The organism is Anaerobacillus sp. CMMVII (assembly GCF_025377685.1).
Lineage (GTDB): Bacteria > Bacillota > Bacilli > Bacillales > Anaerobacillaceae > Anaerobacillus.
Map to the genome: position 1 here is coordinate 108,025 of NZ_JACEHK010000009.1, position 17,943 is coordinate 125,967.

At 37.2% G+C, this 17,943-nt stretch carries 16 protein-coding genes; 8 read left to right on the forward strand and 8 right to left on the reverse strand.

The features are described 5' to 3' along the window. Nucleotides 1–176: 176 nt before the first annotated feature. Nucleotides 177–305: a hypothetical protein gene (locus H1D32_RS13020; RefSeq protein WP_261178729.1), complete on the forward strand. Its 129-nt coding sequence runs from the start codon at nt 177–179 to the stop codon at nt 303–305. Between the two features lie 97 nt (nt 306–402). Here the strand turns inward: H1D32_RS13020 and H1D32_RS13025 are convergent, their stop codons facing one another. The 3 genes from H1D32_RS13025 to nagA form a co-directional block, all read right to left on the reverse strand. Next, on the reverse strand, nt 403–552 hold the full coding sequence (locus H1D32_RS13025; RefSeq protein ID WP_261178731.1) for a hypothetical protein: 150 nt from the start codon (nt 550–552) through the stop codon (nt 403–405). A 293-nt stretch (nt 553–845) separates the two neighbouring features. After that, entirely contained in the window at nt 846–1,382 is a 537-nt protein-coding gene (locus tag H1D32_RS13030) for a histidine phosphatase family protein (protein WP_261178783.1), read from the reverse strand. Continuing rightward, nucleotides 1,342–2,565 carry an N-acetylglucosamine-6-phosphate deacetylase gene (gene nagA, locus H1D32_RS13035; RefSeq protein ID WP_261178733.1) on the reverse strand — a complete coding sequence of 408 codons (1,224 nt, stop codon included), beginning with the start codon at nt 2,563–2,565 and terminating at the stop codon, nt 1,342–1,344. The genes H1D32_RS13030 and nagA overlap by 41 nt, the downstream gene beginning before the upstream one ends. Before the next feature lie 115 nt (nt 2,566–2,680). On the opposite strand from nagA, the gene H1D32_RS13040 reads away from it, so the two are divergent. Further along, nucleotides 2,681–3,379: a DUF1287 domain-containing protein gene (locus tag H1D32_RS13040; protein ID WP_261178734.1), complete on the forward strand. Its 699-nt coding sequence runs from the start codon at nt 2,681–2,683 to the stop codon at nt 3,377–3,379. A gap of 83 nt (nt 3,380–3,462) precedes the next feature. On the opposite strand, the gene H1D32_RS13045 is transcribed toward H1D32_RS13040, so the two are convergent. Then, the gene (locus tag H1D32_RS13045; protein WP_261178735.1) at nt 3,463–7,710 is read right to left on the reverse strand and encodes a tetratricopeptide repeat protein; all 4,248 of its coding nucleotides are present in this window, start codon (nt 7,708–7,710) and stop codon (nt 3,463–3,465) included. Nucleotides 7,711–7,986: 276 nt separating this feature from the next. Between H1D32_RS13045 and H1D32_RS13050 the strand changes: the two genes are divergently transcribed. Continuing rightward, on the forward strand, nt 7,987–8,601 hold the full coding sequence (locus H1D32_RS13050) for a hypothetical protein (RefSeq protein WP_261178737.1): 615 nt from the start codon (nt 7,987–7,989) through the stop codon (nt 8,599–8,601). Then, nucleotides 8,601–9,224, forward strand: coding sequence for a transposase (locus tag H1D32_RS13055; protein ID WP_261178738.1), 624 nt, complete (start codon nt 8,601–8,603; stop codon nt 9,222–9,224). Before H1D32_RS13050 ends, H1D32_RS13055 begins: the two co-directional genes overlap by 1 nt. Before the next feature lie 111 nt (nt 9,225–9,335). Here the strand turns inward: H1D32_RS13055 and H1D32_RS13060 are convergent, their stop codons facing one another. After that, a complete protein-coding gene (locus H1D32_RS13060; RefSeq protein ID WP_261178739.1) occupies nt 9,336–9,920 on the reverse strand; it encodes a vWA domain-containing protein in 585 nt (194 codons plus the stop codon). Nucleotides 9,921–10,018: 98 nt separating this feature from the next. Here H1D32_RS13060 and H1D32_RS13065 point away from each other — a divergent pair, with 98 nt between their 5' ends. Further along, complete coding sequence (locus H1D32_RS13065; protein WP_261178741.1) at nt 10,019–10,510, forward strand: hypothetical protein; 492 nt, start codon at nt 10,019–10,021, stop codon at nt 10,508–10,510. A gap of 47 nt (nt 10,511–10,557) precedes the next feature. Here H1D32_RS13065 and H1D32_RS13070 read toward each other — a convergent pair whose 3' ends face one another. Then, the gene (locus tag H1D32_RS13070; RefSeq protein WP_261178742.1) at nt 10,558–12,231 is read right to left on the reverse strand and encodes a ribonuclease J; all 1,674 of its coding nucleotides are present in this window, start codon (nt 12,229–12,231) and stop codon (nt 10,558–10,560) included. A gap of 250 nt (nt 12,232–12,481) precedes the next feature. Here H1D32_RS13070 and H1D32_RS13075 point away from each other — a divergent pair, with 250 nt between their 5' ends. The 3 genes from H1D32_RS13075 to H1D32_RS13085 all read left to right on the forward strand — a co-directional run bounded on the left by H1D32_RS13075 (nt 12,482) and on the right by H1D32_RS13085 (nt 15,099). Beyond that, entirely contained in the window at nt 12,482–13,465 is a 984-nt protein-coding gene (locus H1D32_RS13075; protein WP_261178743.1) for a glycoside hydrolase family 43 protein, read from the forward strand. 331 nt (nt 13,466–13,796) lie between these two features. After that, on the forward strand, nt 13,797–14,711 hold the full coding sequence (gene htpX / locus H1D32_RS13080) for a protease HtpX (RefSeq protein ID WP_261178744.1): 915 nt from the start codon (nt 13,797–13,799) through the stop codon (nt 14,709–14,711). Between the two features lie 199 nt (nt 14,712–14,910). Beyond that, nucleotides 14,911–15,099: a YkvS family protein gene (locus tag H1D32_RS13085; protein WP_261178745.1), complete on the forward strand. Its 189-nt coding sequence runs from the start codon at nt 14,911–14,913 to the stop codon at nt 15,097–15,099. Between the two features lie 275 nt (nt 15,100–15,374). On the opposite strand, the gene H1D32_RS13090 is transcribed toward H1D32_RS13085, so the two are convergent. Together H1D32_RS13090 and H1D32_RS13095 are read right to left on the reverse strand one after the other, a co-directional pair. Beyond that, on the reverse strand, nt 15,375–16,784 hold the full coding sequence (locus H1D32_RS13090; RefSeq protein WP_261178746.1) for an MDR family MFS transporter: 1,410 nt from the start codon (nt 16,782–16,784) through the stop codon (nt 15,375–15,377). Between the two features lie 164 nt (nt 16,785–16,948). Beyond that, the gene (locus tag H1D32_RS13095) at nt 16,949–17,845 is read right to left on the reverse strand and encodes an acetamidase/formamidase family protein (protein WP_261178784.1); all 897 of its coding nucleotides are present in this window, start codon (nt 17,843–17,845) and stop codon (nt 16,949–16,951) included. Nucleotides 17,846–17,943: the final 98 nt, after the last annotated feature.

A 17,943-nucleotide genomic window follows, 5' to 3' on the forward strand; every position in this document is an offset into this window, starting at 1 on the left:
AGAATTCTTTTAACAAAACAGAAATTTAGGATGGTAGTAATATCAAATAAAGTTTAGAACTTTGATATTTTTAACATATAATTCCAATGAAATAAGTTTATATCCTGTTTTAATCCTTTGCAACTGTATATTTTTGTTCGTTGGTTTGAAACTACAATTTATAAGGAGGGATTATTTTGGAAAATAAGAAAACTACCGTTAGCGGAACAAACATTGAGGAAGTAAAACGCCTAAATAAACAATCAGGACTCTCATACAACGAGGCTAAAAGAATTTTAGCCGTAAAAAAAGGATTTCTTAAATGAGGACCAATTAAAGTGATATAGGGGGTCTGACCCCCGCTGAGTTAAAGCGTTAATGCAGCGGGGGTCAGACCCCATATTGTTATTGGTAACATTGCCTTTATACTTTAATTCCTTCAAGCCAATCTTTATAACAATTTTTGCAGAGTTCTTTTTCTACATGCTCTCCTTCGCTAATGAAATGAGCATGGTAAGAAACAGTCTCTCCAAGAACATCGTCGCAATAAAAGCATTGATTTTCTGTTGCCATAACCTATTCTCACCTCTTTCATATCATTATTATTTCCATGAAACTAGATCATTACTAAGTAATTTATAAAATAATGTTGATTATCATAGAAAAATGACTTAGATCATTTTCTAAGTCATTTTTCTAGCACCTAATCTATTTCAAATTTAATTTTACTGCTTAGGACCCTACAATGAATAAAACTTCGTAACATTGAATCAGCCTGCTTCTGTCCGAACTTCAACGCCATTCATTTACACCAATAAATACTACCTTAAATGAGAATTTCACCTGATAGGTCAGTCACTTTGCAATTAGTTGACAGAGTTAAAGTGATAAACTTTGTATCCCCCATTATTGGATGAGTACTTTAATATATTCCCGTCTTTTGGTATCCCTTCAAAGTAAGCGCCTATACAACCCGTCGTGCATCTATGACCTGATATCAAAATGTTTACGTCATTATTCCCATAGCCAACTTCTAGTTCCCTCATGAAACCAAAGACTCTTTTTATGTAACTCTCGATTTGCTCCACTCCATTATATACACATGAATCAGGTACTACTCCTGCCATGAATACTTCGCCTTTTTTTAATCTATCAGCTTCTCCTAAATCAAAAACGTCGATCCTGGGATCAATTTTTGCTTTTAAACCTGTAGCAAGTTCAGCTGTTTGAATTGCTCTTTCTTGAGGTGAAGAAAATATGTAATCAAAAGTAACATCTTTAAGTTTTTCTTTTAAGGATTCAGCTTGTGCAATTCCGTCATCGTTTAAAGGTAATCCCAATCGTCCCTGCAGTCTTCCTTCCTTATTTAGATTTGTTTGGCCATGTCGAATTACATAAATCATCATTCTCCCCCTCCTGATTTAACTGCTGAAAAGCAACTTCTCCCTTACAAATTGTTAAAACGACATCAAGATTTTCATTTAATACTACTAGATCTGCGTCTTTACCTATTTCTAGACTACCTTTATTGAACATCTTTAATTGTCTGGCGGGATTGACAGAGGTCATCTGTACTACATCTGACAAAGAGCATTTTGTAAAATTCAACATATTTTTCAGGGCGTCATTCATGGAAAGTACACTACCAGCAAGAGTTCTATCAGCTAAGGTTGCTTTGCCCTGTTTTACGGTCACTTGTTGTTGACCTAGATGAAAAGATCCATCTCCTAAACCTTTTGCTCGCATCGAGTCGGTGATTAAAACAAGTCCATCTTTGCCTTTTAATTTATATGCAAGGTCAATCATTTCTGGATGAACATGAATCCCGTCAACAATGAGTTCACATAAGAGGTTGTGAGAATTTAAAGCACTTCCAACTACGCCTGGTTCTCGGTGGTGAAGACCTCTCATCGCATTAAAAAGATGAGTAACCTGGGAAGCCCCCGCATCGATCGCCCTAGTTACTTGCTGGCTGGCGGCATTAGAGTGTCCAATAGAAGAAATAACGCCTATTTCCGTTAAGTGTTTTATCAATTCAATACCACCAGTAATTTCTGGAGCTAAGGTTACGAGGCGAATGTTATTTTTTGCTAGACGTTGAAAATCAGTAAATGTTTGTAAGCATGGGTTGATCATATGATTACGATCCTGTGCTCCTGCTCTTTCAGGTGAAATAAACGGACCTTCAAGATGTATACCTAGAATTTCTGCCTTTCCACTTGTATTGTTTTTTTCAATAAACTTTCCCGATGTCTTCAAAGATTGATGAATAGTAGGAATATCCTCAGTTAATGTTGTAGCAAGAAAACTTGTTGTTCCTTCCTGAGGAAGTGTTCGACAAATCGTCTCAAGTGATTCTAGGCTTCCATCCATTACGTCAGAGCCGGCGGTACCGTGGATATGAAGGTCAATCATGCCTGGAATTATAGAAATGTTTGATTTAAATTCAAATGTTTTAATATCCTGGCATTCCCGCCATTCAGTCATGGGGCCAACATTTTGTATGATTCCATTTTCAATTACTATAAAGCCATGTTCGAATACTTGAAAGCCAGTATAAACCTTACCTTTGACTAAAATTCTCATAGTTTCACACCCAATTTGACATTGATATGCTATCTATTATTACTAATTAATGGTAAAAAATCTATCGGTTTAGTAAAATAGTGATAAAGAATTTTTAGATAAGAGGGAATGCTACATGAACTTTAAAAAAATCTTTCTTTTATTGTGTATGACAGTTCTGATCGGAGGCGCTTTTTTTATCACGTTTTATAGAAATGGTATGATCCTTGACTCAATGAATATTCACCTTGAATTTCCACTTACAAAGGCTGTTGTTGTTCCTGATGATACTGTGATGGTTGATCGAAATAACAATGGAATCCCTGACCCGATTGATATCGTAAATGCTGCTCGAAAAGAAGTTGAACAACGTACTAAATATGAAAGCAACTACTATGGTGGAGGGTATCCCCCTGATGATGAAGGTGTTTGTACAGATGTGGTATGGCGCGGGCTTTTTGGAGCTGAAATAAACTTAAAAGATGTCATGGACGAGGATATTAAGGAAAACACGAAGCTATATCCACGAGTTGGTGGAAAACCCGATCCGAACATTGATTTTCGCCGAGTGCCGAACCAGTACGTGTTTTTTGAACGTTATACCGAGGTTTTAACTACTGAACTAATTCCGGGGGATATTGAAAATTTACGTGAATGGCAGCCAGGTGATATTGTTTTGTTTTTAGATGGATTTCATCATGTAGCCATCGTCTCAGATCGCCGAGCAAAAGATGGAACACCATATATTATTCATAACAATCCCCCTTTTGCAGCGGAAATTAAATTAAAATCAATCAAAACACCAATCGCAGGTCATTATCGGTGGAATTATTAAGTATTATAAGGGGTCTTGTTTTAAGGGGTCTGACCCCCACTGCTTTAAAGCTTTAGTGCAGTGGGGGTCAGACCCCTTTATTTCTATTTCATCAACTTCTTCATTCTCGCTGCTGTTAGCGGGTTTGTTCTTAGTACATTTAAATCCGGATCTGTTTTGGCAAGTTCACGATAATAGTTGTGATCATCTTCATTTGTTAAGACAAATTGTAAATGTTCAAACGCCTCTTCTACATTGCCCAAAACAGTTAGGAAGCAAGCTTTATTGTAATGCCCATTTAAATGCAGGTCATCTACCTGTAATAATTGTTCTGTATATTGCAATGCCTCCTCTGTACGTCCCTGCTGATAAACTGCGATACCAAGTTGTATATACGCATCAGGAAAATCAGGATTTAATTGGATGGCATACCGTGCACATTCTTCCATTTGAGGATATTCCTCAAGTTGTTCATAAATTCTGCTCTTAGCATAGTAAGGATTGAACATTTGCGGGTCAAATTCAATTGCTTGATCTAAATGCTGTAACGCTTCATCAATGTGTTCGAGATCGAAGTATAATTGACCAAGGTTGCTGTGAACGGATGCAAGTTCTTTTTCGTCTTGTAGGCAACGATTTAAAATTTCTATCGCTTGTTCATAAATGTCAGTATTCTCAGCATCGAAATATTCCAATACAGAATAAGCAAAATGGAAGCCTATATCAAAATTCCAGCCCTTGTCTAAATAAGTTTGAAGTTCCATCAAACCGACCTCTGGTCCGTCCCCATGCTGGCAGTGATACTCACATAGCCAGTTAATACCCACGCCATTATTTGGATCAAACTCATAGGATAATTTATATAAATCGATAATTTGAGGTTTCAATTCTTTTAGTAATTTTTTTGTTTTAAGCGATTTAAAGATTGAGATTACACTAGACTTTTCCTCTTTAATCGCAAGTACCTGCTCGACTACTGCACTTGCTGCATACATCAACACAATGCTGTTCTCTTGATCTGACAGTTCTAAACTCAAAACTACGTCTTTTATTGTGTTTAGTTTTTTACTCTCATGTAAAGAAGCTACCAATATAGCATATAATTGCTCATTTTCTAAATCCGTTTTGATCAGCTTTAATGTAAGCTCAACAGCTTTTTGGAAGCGTCCTTGTTTATAACAAATATTCGCATAATGCTGTTGAATTCCCTCATTTTCAGGCTCAATGGCTAAAGCTTCTTCAATTAATGTAGCTTCATGTTGGAGGTCCTCATTCATCTCGGCAATAAACGCTAATGTTTGAAGTCGCCATACTTCTTCTACTTCACCTTTAATCGATGTTAAATATTCCTCAATCCGTGGTAATCTTTCAACACGTGCAGCTAACTCTAAGAAATATTCAATATCTAAATCATCAGGCGCTTGTTTAAATGCTGAAAATAAATATTCATGCTCTTTGTCAGGGTGATCAGTCACTTTTTCAATATGGGCTAAACGGAAATAAGCTACCATAAATGTTTCGTCGATTTTTAAACAGTTTTCATAAAAATGTGTTGCCGTAGCATACTCCTCTTTTCGGAGAGCCATTTCACCTAGGCGGTAAAACGGAAACGTATTTTCTTCTAGAGGTAATGCCTCTTGATACAGTTGCTCAGCTCTTTCTAGCTCACCTTTAGCTTCGAACAAGCATCCGATATAACACATTAAATTTACGTTACCCTGATGATTTTTTTCTAACTGATCAAGTAAAAACAAGCGAGCTCTGTCATTGTATTCGGTTTCCTCGACTAAATTTACATAGAGATTCCAGCTATAATCAAGATGAACATTTTCCTGAGAAAGGCCTGTCTCAATCCAATCTAACGCCTTTTGTTCGTCTACTTCATTCAATGCATGATGCATTAACCACTCACCAGCTTCGATGAAAAATGGACCATTTGTATGAAACTTTTCGGCGCCTTCTTTTAGGAAATTTACAGCCTTTTCCTGTTCCTCTACCTCACTTAGCACTTTCGCATAGGCTAATAACGGAGTTGGCTCATCTGGATGATGTTCGAGTACTTTTTCATAGCATACTTTGGCCTCGGGATAATTCTCTTTTGCAATGTAGAAATCTGCAAGGGTCATCAGTAGTCCAAAGTCTGTGGGATTTGTTTTTGTAAGACCCTCCTGCAGCTCTATTATTGCTCGATCCAAATTCTCAAAATGGTAAGCATAGATACTAGCAATCTCTACGTAAGGAAACGGAACAGACTTTTCTAACTGTTTTGCAATTTGAAACCCTCGTAATGCTTGATGAAGTCGCCCTAGATTTTGATCACATCGAGCACGTTCGTACCACGCATGGCCATGATCTTTATACTCCCTCAGCAAACTTGTATATAAAGCGCGTGCCTCATTCCATTTTTCCTCATGATATAAAATAAAGCCATAATTCATCCTGTTCCAAATGTCATGATTGTTTATATCTAATGAAATTTCAGAGTAAGAAATTGCTTTTTCAGTTTCTTCTGCGTAATAAGAACATAGTGACAAATACGACCACGTATCGTAATGATCTCCCTCAACCTGCAATGAATGGTAATAATGACTACCTGCTTTTAGATACTGTTCTTGATCATAAGCCATTCTTCCTAGTAAAAAATGATATAAGTGGACTTTTTGATTTTTTACAGTTGTTAAAATAGATGTTGCTTTCTCAAAGTCAGAAGCTCGAGCAAATGCATAGGCGATAATTAATTTGAAATAATCAGATTCTGGTTGCCTTTCCATGATCAGGTCGGCTGTTTTTCTTAATAGCTCCAGGTTACTATCTTTTACAGAGAAAAACTTTACAACATACGACATTGTGTATAGTGATTTTTCAGTTTCAGCAAATATTTCAAACTCTTTTACAGCTGTTGGATCATTTTTCTCCATTCGATCAGAAAATTGATACATTTTTCGAACAAGTTCGTCCTCATTCGTGTTTAACAAAGTGATTTTTTCACGGTCTACATCTGGAACAACCGCAATGGATAAACATTGGTTATTTCCGTAATGTTTTTCAAAGTCTGTATATTTGATGAAAAAAGGCTCAGGAAAATTTGGATCTTGAAGAAGTAGTGCTTTTAGATTTTCATCATATCCTCGAACTAATTGGACGTGAGAAGCGTTTGGATAATCCAAACAAACGATAATCGAGACACCACGATCGGTTAGCTGTTGATAGTTTTCGATTGTACCAAAAAAGTATCGACAGCTCATTTCTATTTTAGTTAAGTAATCCACAGCAACCGATAACCTTGAACCATTTACGTGAAAAATAGATTCTGCAATCTCTTCTTGAGTTTTCTCAATTCCATAGCGAGCTAAGAGCATTGAAACCGTAGCAGGAACACAATAGTTGTATTTTTGAACAACCACGTTGGTTGGTATTGTCACCATTTTATTAGCGAAATCCTGCGGATAGTTACTATATGCAGACCCTTTAAAAATCATCGGATGTGTCGCTACAATGTCACTAAAAATGCCATACTCCCCTTTTTGGTAAAATATCTGGGCCCGGGCATATTGAAAGTAGTTTTGATAGTCATGTAGTGGTGATAGTTGTTCAAGATGACTAATCTCATCTAAAAACTCATCCCATTTCTCTAACTCTTTTAACCTTTTAGCTTTTTCGAGACGTAGCGGCAAATAGTATGGAGCTTTGGCAATACCGTCATTTATGACCTCTAATGCTTGATAAGGATTGCCCTCAGCCAAATAAAGTGATTGCAGTAAACTGTAACAGTACTGCGGTTTCGGATCATGTTCAATTCCTTGAAGAAAAAGCTTTTTTGCTTCGTCCCATTCTCCTTTTTGATAGTAAAAGGACCCCCAACGATCATACATTGGTTCAGAAGAAATTTTTCCTAGTAGATTTAAATAGTGTGCAGCTTCACCAAAACGTTTCATTTCCATTAATGAGTGTGCTAACGCCCAATACGCACGTTCTAGTACTTTATCTTCTAGTGTTGAGTCATTTCTTTCAAGAATTGCTTTTAACTTCTCTTCAGCTTCTAAATATTTACCACTGTAATTCAACTCGTAACACTGCAATATTTCAGTGAACTGAGTATGAAGATTACGGTGTACCATTTTCACGAGTAAACTACTATATCTGCTCATTAAACTTGCATCTAAGAGACGGAGTAATGGTAGCAGGTCAGCTTCATTGATTGAATTAACGAATTCTTTTGCATAGTTATAAGATTTTTTATCATTTAGCTCATGGATAATATTGATGACAAGAGGTCGTGCTTCTTCATATTTAGTCTCTTTCATCAGAGAAACTACTTCATTAATAACGAAGCTTGCTAGTTTTGTGCTCAAAGCATCTGGCCCCTTTCCCTAAAATTCTTACTATGATAAATATATCATCTCGTACAAATTTTGAAAAAGGGAAAATAGGGGTAAAAGGGGTCTGACCCCCACCGCTTTAAAGCTTTACTGCAGTGGGGGTCAGACCCACTAGCATTGCATGACTTGAAAAACCTCTCAAATTTTCAAATATTAGTATTTACAGACATAAAAAAAACTCCTATTGTAGAAGATGAGTCCTTGTTTCGTTCCCTAAAACAAAACAAGTCTACTACAAAGGAGTTCCTAATGAATAATAAAAGTATAGGACGGGAAATGCTCATTTGTCAATGCTTATCACTACTGCCAACTGAGGATTTTGATTGCCCCTTGATAGATTACGGAAACTATAAGCTTTCTACAAAATCTTTATTGAGAATTTTCGTATCAGCACAGTTAGATAAATGGAGTTCATATGCCCATATGGAAGAAAAGTTAAGAGCTTACCCAAGATTGTGTAAGGAATTAGATATTAAGGATATTAGCGGATCTCAGCTAAGCCGACGTATTAATGATCTGCCGACAGAATGGGTTCAAAAAATATTCGCCAAAGTGGTTCAAAAAATTAAACAATTAACTGACACATGCAAAGGGCTACCAAGTGGTATTGGGAAATTGAGCATTGTTGATTCAACTGAAATCAAGTTACCTGAACGTTTATGCGATTGGGCATACATATCGAAAGATTATAACTCAGTCAAAATGCACACTAGGCTATCTGTTGTTTCTCCAAACGTGGCTTTTCCAGACAAAATCCTGCCTTCGACAGGTACAGTAAGTGACTCTGAAAGTTCTGATGCGCTAATTGAAGAAAATGATACCACCTATGTAATGGATCGAGCTTATCCATCAAAAAGAACTTAATGGACTGGCAGAAAAGAGAGATTTCCTTTGTCGTTCGTATAAAAAAGAATCTTAGATTATATACATTACAGGAATTTAAGCCAACTCATCCGTCTGTCATTCATGATGCAAAAGTTTTATATGGTTTATCTGAAATACCGATAAGGTATATTGAATTTTTAGATGAGAAAGGTAGGTCTTATAGGATTTTAACAACAAGATTTGATCTAACAGACCTACAAGTAATGGAAATTTACCGTAATCGTTGGATTATCGAATTATTCTTTAAGTGGATTAAACAGCATCTGAAACTAACAAAAATCTGGAGTACGAAACCACAAGGTATTTGGAATCAGATGTTTCTTGCTCTAATCGCATTTGGATTATCTCTAATTATAAAGCTTCAGTCTGGATCAATAAAAACGCCATGGGAATTCTTTCGCCTTTTACAAACCTTCCTTTTTCACACAGTCAGTTCTTTTATAAAGAGCTGCATCGAAAAAAGAAAAGAAAGTCAAAAGGAAGACAAAAAGTACCTATTCCATTACCGAAGGTTATGCCCAGCTTTGGAACAGTCGCCATGGTTAAAGAAAAATAAAGAATTAATATTATATGTAAAAAAAAAGGGAACGAGGTCAATTTAATACCCCATTCTCCTTTTTTCATTTCGTCCTAAAAACATATTGTTAAAATTTATCATTTATTCAATTAATATACTATCATGCAACGCTAGTGGGTCAGACCCCTACAATTTGTTATCTATTTCTTCTCTCGGAAACGGCTTGCCATGCCATTTCGTACATGGTTTCTACTCCGTCTTCGGAAGTATCGTAGTTATACGCATTTTGTACGCTAATTCCGATGCTGTCGGCCTCTTTTGCTACATCTATGTTTGCGCCAAGGAAGATGAATTCCCAGTTATATTTCTCCTGTTGATGTTTAATCAGTTCTTTAACTTTTTGATAGCTAAACTCTAGACTAGCATTCTCATAACCGTCAGTTGTAATCACAAAGATAATCTTACCTGGTCTTTCGGACTCTACTGTTTTGGATAGCCTATAACCGACATCAAGAATTGTCTTTCCTACTGCATCTAATAGTGCGGTACACCCTCTTACATAGTAATCTTGATCCGTGAGTCTTGCCTTTTTAGCGTTCACTCCAGTCCATAAAACCTCATACTCATCATCAAATAGTACCGTAGTGACTAGTGTATCTCCTGCTATTTGGCTTTGTCTTTCAATAAATGCATTAAACCCGCGAATTGTCTGACTCTCAAATCCTCCCATTGAACCACTTCTATCAAGTAAGCAAATAATTTCAGTTACATTCTTATTCATCTTTTCCTCATCCTTTCTAATTATGATCTGATATAATAATAGCTGAGATCATCCTTGCTATGGTCGCTTGTGAAGCGACATTTATGGAGGTATAAAAAATGCTAGTGGAAAAGATATTACGAGAATTACAGGAGTATGTTGAAAGCCGTCTCCCTATCCAAGTTTTTGATCTATGTGAATCTGAAAGTATCTCTAAAGAAATTCATGCCATTGAAATTGAGGATTATATTAAGAAAAATCGAAAACCTACGTTTGCTGAAGTTTTATTTCGTTTTATTGATCAGAAAGGCTATAACGATTCGGATATCTATAAAAAAGCCATGATAGATCGGCGGCATTTTTCGAAGATACGTTCTAATCCGGAGTATCGTTTAGGAAAAAATACGGCAATTGCTCTTGCACTAGCCCTTGAGCTAACGAAAAAAGAAACCGAAAAACTTTTGAGCTCCGCAGGCTTCTCTTTGTCTGATAATGATACATTTGATTTAGTTATTCAATTTTGTCTCGAGAAAAAAATTTATGATCTTTATGATGTAAACGAAGCGTTAGACTATTTCAGTTTAAAGCCATTGATTAAAGTTCCTGAGTAATGCAAAACAGGCGTTGACCACAACAGTGGCCAAACGCCTGTTTTTAGCTAAATCTCGATAATAATCGGTAGGATCATTGGTTTTTTCCTCGTTTGCTGAAATAAATACTGTCCTACCGTTTTTCTAACACTTTGTTTGATTGAATTCCATTGGTTTCTATTTGTTTCTTCTAATTCGTTAACACTTTTACTTATTAACCGGTTTACATCCTTGATAAGTTCATCGGAATCGCCACCAAAGACGAAACCGCGAGTAATGGTGTCTGGATTAGAAACGAGTTTTCGTTCTGTTTTACTCATCGTTAGCACAACGACGACCATTCCATCTTCAGAAAGTTGCTTACGATCGCGTAAAACAATTTCCGCGACATCCCCAGCACCAATACCATCAATGTAAGTATTTCCTGCAGGTATTTTCCGTGTCTGACGAGCCACACTGTCTTTAATATCTACGACATCACCGTTTTTTAAGATAAACGTATTTCCATGTTCTACGCCAATCGACTCAGCGAGTTGACGGTGGTGGTAAAGCATACGATATTCCCCGTGTATTGGAATGAAATACGTAGGTCGCATTAATGTAAGCATCAGCTTTAGGTCTTCTTGATATCCGTGTCCTGAGACATGCATTCCAGACGAACTTCCAGAGCCGTAAATTACTTTAGCTCCGAGTTCAAAGAAATTGTCGACAATCCGTGATACATTTTTTTCATTTCCAGGAATTGGCCCTGCTGCTAAAATAACCGTATCGCCCGCTAGAACTTCAACCCCTCGAAAGCTAGAAGTTGATAAACGAGCAAGAGCTGCCATTGGTTCACCTTGGCTACCTGTACAAAGGATCGCAACCTGTTCTGGTGCCAATTCATTAATTTGGTCTTGGTCAATTAACATTCCCTCCGGAACATCCAAATAGCCTCGCTCCATGGCTACCTGCACGACATTGACCATACTTCTTCCAAGTAATGCAAGCTTACGATTTGTTTTTTGTGCAGCTGCAACGACCTGCTGAACACGGTTAATATTTGAAGCGAACGTTGAGATAATAACTTTTCGGTTAGATTTTCTAAAAGCATCAAGTACATGCTCTTCAACGATCTGTTCAGATGGGGTTAACCCTGGACGTTCGGCGTTTGTACTTTCTGATAATAAAAGTAAGACACCATCCTTACCGATTTCGGCCATTTTATGAATATCCGAATGTTCGTTGTTAGCTGGTGTTAAATCAAATTTAAAATCTCCAGTATGTACAATTTTTCCTTCCGGTGTCTTAAAGACAATCCCTAGACAATCGGGAATACTGTGGTTCACTTTAAAGAAATTCACATTTATATTACCAATATCAATATTTGATTGAGCATTAATTTCAACTAATTCTGTATCCCTAAGGAGTTTATGTTCTGTTAATTTCAACTCAATTAATCCCAATGTAAAGCGAGTCGCATAAACAGGTACATTTAATTTTTTCAAGAAAAAAGGTATACCACCTATATGATCTTCATGACCATGAGTGACGATGATAGCTTTTACTTTCTCTTTATTCTCAAGTAAATACGAAATATCAGGAATGATTAAATCAACCCCTAACAAACTTTCATCTGGAAACTTGTTTCCACAATCGATAACGATAATATCGTCTGCATACTGAATGACATACATATTCTTACCGACTTCATGTAAACCGCCTAAAGCGAAAATTGATAAAACTTTCTCAGTAGTGCTCATGCTTTACCTCCCAGTTTTTATTAGTAAAATTAGTATGGCTTTTTTTGTCTCCCATTATCAAGGAGCTTCAACTTACCAATTCCGATATAAAACATAAAGGTATCGGACAAAATAGTTCTGAAACACTTTAAAAAGTATTCAAAGAACTTTAAAAAGTATATGTATGTTCTTAGAGTGATTGATTGTTCTTCTTACATTGCTATAATTTATTGATGGTAAGAAAATATTGTTCAATAAAGGAGAAAATGGCATGGAAAAAAATTCAAAACCAAATACACCTTTAGTTACGCATATTTACACAGCGGACCCTTCTGCTCATGTCTTTGAAGGAAAGATTTATATTTATCCGTCTCATGATCTTGATCATAGCGAGCCTTCAAACGACAATGGTGACCAATATAAAATGGAAGACTATCATGTTCTATCAATGGAAAATTTGAATGCACCTTGCGTCGATCATGGAGAAGTCCTTCACGTAAAAGATGTTCCTTGGGCTAAAAAACAAATGTGGGCTCCGGACGCTGCTTTTAAGAACAATACGTATTATTTATATTTCCCTGCAAGAGATCATGATGATATCTTTAGACTTGGGGTAGCAACTAGCTCTAGTCCTGCAGGTCCTTTTACTCCGCAACCAGATTATATACCTGGTAGTTACAGTATTGATCCAGCAGTTTTAGTCGATGAGGACAACAAAGCATATTGTTATTTTGGTGGGCTTTGGGGAGGACAACTAGAAAAATGGCAGACTGGAACATTTCTACCTGAAGCCGAAGGTCCTGATTTATCAGCCCCTGCATTAGGACCAAGAGTAGCAGAATTAAGTGACGATATGCTTACTTTTAAAGAAACTCCAGAAGAAATCTCTATAGTTGATAATGAAGGTAACCCATTAGTTGCTGGAGACGAAGAAAGAAGATTTTTTGAAGGACCATGGGTACATAAATACAATGGATATTACTACCTATCCTACTCCACTGGTACGACTCATAGTATCGTTTATGCAATCAGTAAAAATCCAAAAGGTCCATTTGTTTATCAAGGGAAAATTCTCACTCCTGTTAGCGGCTGGACAACCCACCATTCGATTGTGCAGTTCCAAGATAAATGGTACTTATTCTACCATGATTGCTCATTATCTGACGGTGTTGACCATAAGCGTAGTGTTAAATACACTGAGCTAAACTATAACGAAGATGGAACTATTCAAACCATCGACCCGTATAAAGAATAATTTAGGTTTAGAGGCTAATTCGTTAGCCTCTTCTTTTTTAATAATACTCTTTTCGTAAACATTGCTCCTGCGGTTACTTGTCGCAAAAAAAAACTTGTTGCTTTTTCACTCTAAAATATTTGGAAAAATACCTTAGATGAAGAAGTAACCCAATAATTAAGTAAGAAAAGGGCAAAACTTACTAAATTAGTCGTGAATTGTTAGTATCCGGCTTTTGGGATTTTTACGAAAGCAACCTTTAGTAACTAACTTTTATCCTCTAACGCTTTCCTTAGTTATGGCGTAAATGGTAAAATAGATTAGTAGTATTCTATAATAATGGAGGTTAGTAATGGGAAAACGATTATTATTTTTTATCTTGACAAATATCTTGGTCATGACGACGATTGTGATCGTATGGTCGCTCATCACAACATTTACGGGTGTTGGTGGTAGTTTTGACACGGGTGGTCCTGGTTTAGGAATTGATTTAGTTTCTTTAGGAGTCTTTAGTATTGTCGTTGGGTTTACCGGGTCATTTATCTCACTTGCGATGTCTAGATGGATCGCCAAGAAAATGATGAAGGTTAAAGTGCTTGATCCAAATGGTCCATTACAAGGGCACGAGCGTATCGTGGTCGAAAAAGTTCACCGTTTATCACGTGCTGCTGGCTTGGTCCATATGCCTGAGGTTGGGATTTATCAATCGCCTGAGGTAAATGCATTTGCTACAGGTCCATCGAAAAAACGTTCACTAGTTGCTGTTTCAACTGGCCTATTAAGTGTCATGGATGATGATGCTGTTGAGGGAGTAATTGCTCATGAGGTTGCCCACGTTGCTAACGGCGACATGGTTACGATGACACTATTGCAAGGTGTTGTGAATACATTTGTTGTTTTCTTCTCGAGGATAGCAGCTATTCTTGTGTCCCGTTTTGTTCGTTCTGAAATGGAAGGCATCGTTCGATTTGCAGCGATCATTATCTTCCAAATCCTCTTCTCTATTCTTGGAAGCATTGTTGTGATGGCATTCTCCAGGTACAGAGAATTTCATGCTGACCAAGGTGGGGCCGATTTAGCCGGTAAAGACAAAATGGCTCACGCGTTGCGTTCATTAAAGGCTTATGTTGACCGTGCTAACGTAAGTGATCGTACCGACGATTCAGCTATTCAAACAATGAAAATTAGCGGAAAAGGTGGAATGATGAAACTATTTTCATCTCACCCTGACTTAGACGAAAGAATTGCCCGTCTAGAACAACGTTAATCGTCAAAAAACTGTCCTAATCTAGGGCAGTTTTTTTTATCTGAAGTACTGATTTTTGGCAATTGCATTAGCACATACTAGCGAAAAAATTAACTTATTTTACAACGTATGCCCTTGCCAAAATCAACAAACGATAGTTGTAGATCATTAAGTAAATTTGACTTCTTCACTCTTAAAACTAACAATTGGAGGGTTCCACATGACTGAAGAAATTTTGGCACAACCTGGTGATACAATTAAAATTCTCGATGGGGATTTTAAAGGTGAAAAAGGAAAGATCATAGGTGTCTATAACAATTCATCTTCCGTTGAATTAGAGACTAGAGAAGAAAATGATAAACCCCGAAAAACGGTTATTCCTCATAAAAATTATAAAGTAATTACATAGTCATAAGAAAAGCGCAGGGCGCCCTGTTAAACCCCGACTAGCAAATGTTCTTCGAGAAAAAAAGTGTGCTCTTTCACTTTTATTCTCGAAGGTTATTTGACCTCGAGGGGCTGGGCGTTGCTCCTGCGTCACTGCGTTTACTCGTCGCAAAACCTGCAATGAAGTAACTTCATTGATGTGTCTTGGAGCTAGACAGTTATTACGTTGAAATTTTATACATTCTTATCTTTTTAAACAGGTCGTTGCTATACTCATACATAGCAGACCCGTTTTTCTTAACTTGTTTCTTTTTCAGCAAATTCAGGTTGTTCTTTCGGGAGAAAGCTTGCCACTAGAACCACACAAATTAAAGCAATGATCGCTAAAATAATGAAAACCGAATGAAGTCCAGAAGCGAGAATATGAGGCGCTACTTCCGTTCCGTTATTAGTGTGACCACCAATATGCTGATTAAGGACAGCACCTAGGACGGCAATCCCTAATGTTTGCCCTAAGGTTCGTAGAAACGCATTCGATGATGCTGCTGCTCCACGATTATTCCAATCAACAGAGGATTGGACGATTACAGTAAAAATTGTAAACGATAAACCAAAACCTAAGCCAATAAAAAACATAATCACGACGAGAACAAAATTAGGAGTTGAACTTGAAATGAATGATAGCGCAATGGTCCCTAAGGCAATGAGAATAACCCCAGCCAGTGAAATCGGTTTGGTCCCTATTTTTACAATAAACTTACCACTGAAAAACGCTCCGATTGGCCACCCCAGTGACATCGGAATTAACGTTAATCCAGACGAAGTAGCTGCTAATAAAAGTACCCCTTGTACCCAAAGTGGTAAGTATGCCGTTAAGCCAATTAAGATTGCACCAAGTAAAAATCCACTTAAATTAACAATTAACAAATGGCGATTTTTAAACAAGTGGAATGGTACCATTGGCTCTTTTACTCTCAATTGAATAAAGCTAAACATCAATAAAAATATAATGGCTATACCAAATAAAAAGTACATCATGCGATCATTCCAGGCTATTTCATTCCCACCTGATAAAAGCGCATATAATAATGCAGTAGTTCCGATAATGAAGGTAATCGCTCCACCATAGTCAATCGAACGTTTTCGTTTCTCGATTTTTTCCTCTAAGTATTTCCAAATTAAATACATGGCAATAAGTCCAAAAGGAATGTTAATATAGAAAATCCAATTCCATGTAAAATAATCAACGAAAAATCCGCCGACTAGCGGTCCAAAGATGCCCGCAATTCCCCAGATCGATCCGATAATTGCTTGCGCTTTTGCGCGTTGTTCATATTTAAAGACATCACCAACGATCGTAAACGTCATTGGCATTAATGCCCCAGCCCCAATTCCTTGCAAAGCCCGAAACAAGATCAATTGCTCCATTGATTGAGATAAACCGCATAAAGCTGAACCTAGTAAAAATAACGTTGCTCCTGTGATAAAAATCTTTTTCCGTCCAAACAAATCGGCAAGTTTACCAAAAATCGGTGTCATAACGGCATAGGTTAATAGGTAAATCGCAAAAACCCAGCTTATCAAATCCAGTCCACCAAGCTCTTTTGTTATTACAGGCATTGCTGTACTAATAACCGTTACTTCAATAGCTGCTAAAAATGTTGCAATAATAAGTGCAATAGTAATATTACGCTGATATCGATTCATATAAGTCCTTTCATAACATAGAGTTTCTTTGACGATAATTATACCAATTTTTTACTTGCTATCAACCATTAAAAGTTTGTTGGGGGATTTTTTTGGCTATAGAACGATAACAAAAATCCCCATTATATCCTTTTAGTTGGACAGCCTAGGGGTCATCACTAGTATTAAAAAAGTACGACATCTAACTGCTGAAGTAACCATTTTGGGACTACAAAACGAGCAGTTATTAACGGATCAACGATTTGGCAAACCTCCACTTGACCAACCGCACTCATGAGCATCGTTACATCTTCAATAGACAGAGTTGTCTTTGAAACTAGGCGATCAATCATTAATTCAGTTGCTAGCTTTGCTGCTGCATCTAGAGTCTCAGCAGAAGCAATTTGTGTAACTACCTCATCGTTTTCAAGCATTGGCTGCTGTAAGCTCAAGTTTTTCATTACTTCAATTGTGACAGTTGCTTTACCAGGAATTTCAATACCAGAGACACTAATTTCACCATCGCCCATGGCTGCATGGAAATCACCTAAGCCAAACAATGCTCCCTCTACAAATACAGGAAAATACAACGTAGCCCCTTCTGCCACCATTTTATTATCCATGTTTCCACCATGGGCTCCTGGTGTCCCACAAGAAACCGCTCCTGCCGACGGTGCAACACCAATAACACCAATCATCGGGTTTAAAGGTAGCTCTAATTCATTAAAGATTGCCTTGCCATTTCGTATCGGGATAATTTTTGCTTTCATTTCCGAGATGCGATGTCCCATAACGCCGAGATCAGGCCCAACGACCATTACACCTTGCTCACCTATCTCAAGTTTTTCGATTTTTACCTTAAGGACATCGCCAACCTCAGCTCCTTCGACGAAAATTGGTCCAGTTGCTGGATTAACACGATCCCAGTCAATGCCGGCAATCACCGTATCCTCTGACTGAATTTGATTTTCAAAGCAGTCATATGTACTAATTTCAATCGTTTCACCGGATTTTACCCTTTTTACTGGCTGATGCTCTTTACTAAAACTATAAATAACCGTATCGCATGACAATCTTTCCATCATATATCCCCACTTCCCAACTAGCTTTATAAAATAATTATAACCGAAAATAGAAAGTTTGGAATAGTGGGAATTTGTCGAAAGGGGTCTGACCCCCA